The sequence below is a fragment of the Photorhabdus kayaii genome (assembly GCF_025384895.1).
GTDB classification, from domain to species: Bacteria; Pseudomonadota; Gammaproteobacteria; order Enterobacterales; family Enterobacteriaceae; genus Photorhabdus; species Photorhabdus kayaii.
Genome location: NZ_JAJAFZ010000144.1, coordinates 1 through 2,903, shown reverse-complemented (window position 1 = coordinate 2,903; position 2,903 = coordinate 1). Strand labels below are relative to the sequence as shown.

Here is a 2,903-nt window from a genome sequence, read left to right as displayed (position 1 = left end):
GCGATAAGTACTGGCCTGTTTCATTATCGTAATATCTAAAGCGATTATAGAGGGTGGATTAGCTAACTGAATGAACAATCCCTTTTAAAGAGGCATTTAATGAGATCATTATTCAGTAATAGAATGCTGGAAAGATGCTGTAATCTTTCCGGCCTGTTTCCATAAGGTTACTGTGTCCTTAATTTAACGTATTCTTCAAAAAACTCTGTGAAATTAGAAGATAAAATGCCATCTACTTTTCTATCAAATAAATTATAATTCACTACTTTCCCAAAGTTACTTTCAGAAGTATCTATGCACCAACAGATATCGTCATCGTAGAAATATATTACTACTAATTTCTCAGGTAAAGAAAATTCAGATCTACAATAAATAGTATCGTAATATATATTTCCACCATAATCAATTAAGGCATCATTATTTTCTATTCCAGATAATTCCTGGTCAACTACACCACCACCACCAACCTTATTTAGGAATATTTTGAAATCCTCTGGCAATTTTGCACATAATGTTTCCTCTAATATAGTAATTTGCTCCTGGTCAGCACCACCTAACCAGTCAACCTCGTGTTTTTCTGATGAAGATAATTCTTTGATTAATAACTCTATTTTATTCATAATGCAAAGCCTTATTTAAAGTCTTCTGCTCTAAGTTTCCAGTAATTTTTCCTGAAAGTATCATATTGTGAAGTAAGATTCCCATTTCACCGAAGGCTTACATCAGAAGACAGTGTGAACATCAATAAAGCCGGGATATCACAGGGATCTTCCCGGCTTTCATTTATTCACATAACAACCCACAATCTTTTAGTGTGGTTAATTTAAATTTCTCTAATTCTTTATTGACTGTACTGCGCAAGTTTTCGATATCCATCTGGGATCTGACATCCATTTCCCATCCATCTTCTCCATTAAAACGTTGTTTGGCACTATCCGGCCATATTTTTATTATTTCTTTATACTTTAAAATCAGTTCATTACTTGCTGTATTTTTACAGCACCATGTTGAAACTAATACATCATCCCTCATTGCATAAGCGGGATAATCGGTTGCTATATTTACGTGTTCTTTATATATCCTATTCAAAATTTTAACAGACAATGTTTCAATAAATGCTGATGGGCACTGTGCCTGAAATGCAGCAATAATTTCTTGAAACTTGGTTTTATGTCTTGAAAAACTAATTGAGTCCCGTGCCTTTTCGTTCAATAAAACAGTCGGAGAACATAGTGAAATTGCGGGAAAAGGACTCATTAAAGAATGAGTATGAAATATAGGAACATAACGTTCACCACTATGAATAGGCTGGAGGTAAACTCCACATAAAATCGGGCCATTACGTTTAATCAAATGTAAAGGTTTGTATATTTCATAAACACCTAAAGCTTCTTTCCAATCTTGTGTTATTTTCTTTTTCTCTGTAACGGTCATATTCTTCATTTTATCTCTCACGGGTGTATAGCTATTTGTGATGAAACAGATGGTAAATTTCTGGAATTATTATTCTGTTGGCGCTGGCTGATTGGGCTATTTGGATTCTTCGTGAATTTATAATCTAATACCTCACCTGTATTTGGATTATAGACATCCGGCCTTGCACTACCAGCAGCTCCTCTGGGCATCTGAATACCATTTACATAAGAAGTCTCACTTAATAAATGAGTTTTTTGCTGTGTCATATTTTGATAACGAATCATTAGATTATCAGCATATTTATGCTTTTTGCTACCCTGAACGGGCCCTGTTCCTGCGGCCCCGTGCCCCTTTTTGACTCCCCATTGTTCAGCCTTTTCTGCAATTCTTTGTACAAAATCCCGGTCTGAAAGACTTGCTGCTGTTGGTTTAGCCCCTGGACAGCCAGTTAACCCGAACGGATCAATCCAATTCACCGGATCATGGATATAGCTGTACGGGTTAAATCCGCCACTAAGATTCAAAGGGTCCGGCGATAAGTACTGGCCTGTTTCCCTCTCGTAATAACGGTGCCGGTTATAAAATAAACCGCTTTCCGTGTCTTCATATTGGCCACAAAACCGGAGGTTACACGTCAGGTTGCGCGGGTCATTGACCGTCAGCACCGGCCAGCATTCCGGCTCGCCCCAGGTGAGTAATCGTCCGGCCCATATCAGCTCCCCGTCCTCGGTCAGAATTTCCCGCACGGTCCCCTGATGGTCACTCACCACATAGTATAGCTGACCTTTTTCATGCCGTGCCAGCGGCGTGAGGGCGCCCGGCTCATACAGCCAGTGAATGCTCTGTTCATACCCGACAGTGCCATCCGCATACACCGGCGTCTCTTCAATCAGCTGCTCCCCGCTCCACAGGTAATCATAGCCGATTATCGCGGTCGGTTTCACCGGCGGTCCGGCGGTGTCCTCCTCTTTCCGCTTGCTAATCCGTCGCCCGAAAGCATCATAGCCATAGCGCCAGCGCGTGCCTTCCGGGCTGATAACCCCGGTCAGCCGGTCTTGCGCATCCCAGCGGTAGCGCCAGGTCCGCGGCCGGTAGCCCCGGCGCTGTTCGGTTTTTTCTGTCCGCCGCCCGTTTTCATCGTAGCGATACGTGCAGGCGCCGTGCTGAATCACTCTGCCCGCCTGCTGGGTGTGGTAGCTCTGGCGCAGGTCTTCACTGAGCCGTTCCGGTACCCGTTTTTGGTAATGCAGATGCTGGCCGGCATCATACACAAACTGTTCGTCACAGGCTCGCGGCCCGCCAAACTGGGCGGTCACCACCTGGTCATTGGCATTGTAGCCGTAGCGCGTCTCGTCCCAGCGGGTGTCTTCAATGCAGGCCACGTTGTAGGCCGGGGTGTAATGCCAGTGGCGGGTGACCGCGCTGCCCCGCGGCGGGAAATGCGGGTCGGCCTCGTACAGCGTCTGTTTGAACCAGTCGGAGCTGCG

3 protein-coding genes are annotated in these 2,903 nt (G+C 44.1%); all 3 read right to left on the bottom strand.

What is annotated here, in order from left to right; all coding sequences use genetic code 11:
• Positions 1-167 precede the first annotated feature (167 nt).
• Positions 168-620, bottom strand: a complete 453-nt coding sequence (locus tag LGZ98_RS23280; protein WP_228903164.1) for an SMI1/KNR4 family protein — start codon at positions 618-620, stop codon at positions 168-170.
• A 163-nt stretch (positions 621-783) separates the two neighbouring features.
• The gene (locus tag LGZ98_RS23275) at positions 784-1,443 is read right to left on the bottom strand and encodes a hypothetical protein (RefSeq protein ID WP_262978678.1); all 660 of its coding nucleotides are present in this window, start codon (positions 1,441-1,443) and stop codon (positions 784-786) included.
• Positions 1,444-1,451: 8 nt separating this feature from the next.
• Positions 1,452-2,903: RHS repeat domain-containing protein (locus LGZ98_RS23270; RefSeq protein WP_315902005.1), on the bottom strand; the 1,452-nt coding region annotated here is incomplete at its 5' end.

Bases quoted from the DNA above. Each gene is read 5' to 3' on its own strand.
- LGZ98_RS23280 (WP_228903164.1), bottom strand. From the start codon at position 620: ATGAATAAAATAGAGTTATTAATCAAAGAATTATCTTCATCAGAAAAA.
- LGZ98_RS23275 (WP_262978678.1), bottom strand. From the start codon at position 1,443: ATGAAGAATATGACCGTTACAGAGAAAAAGAAAATAACACAAGATTGG.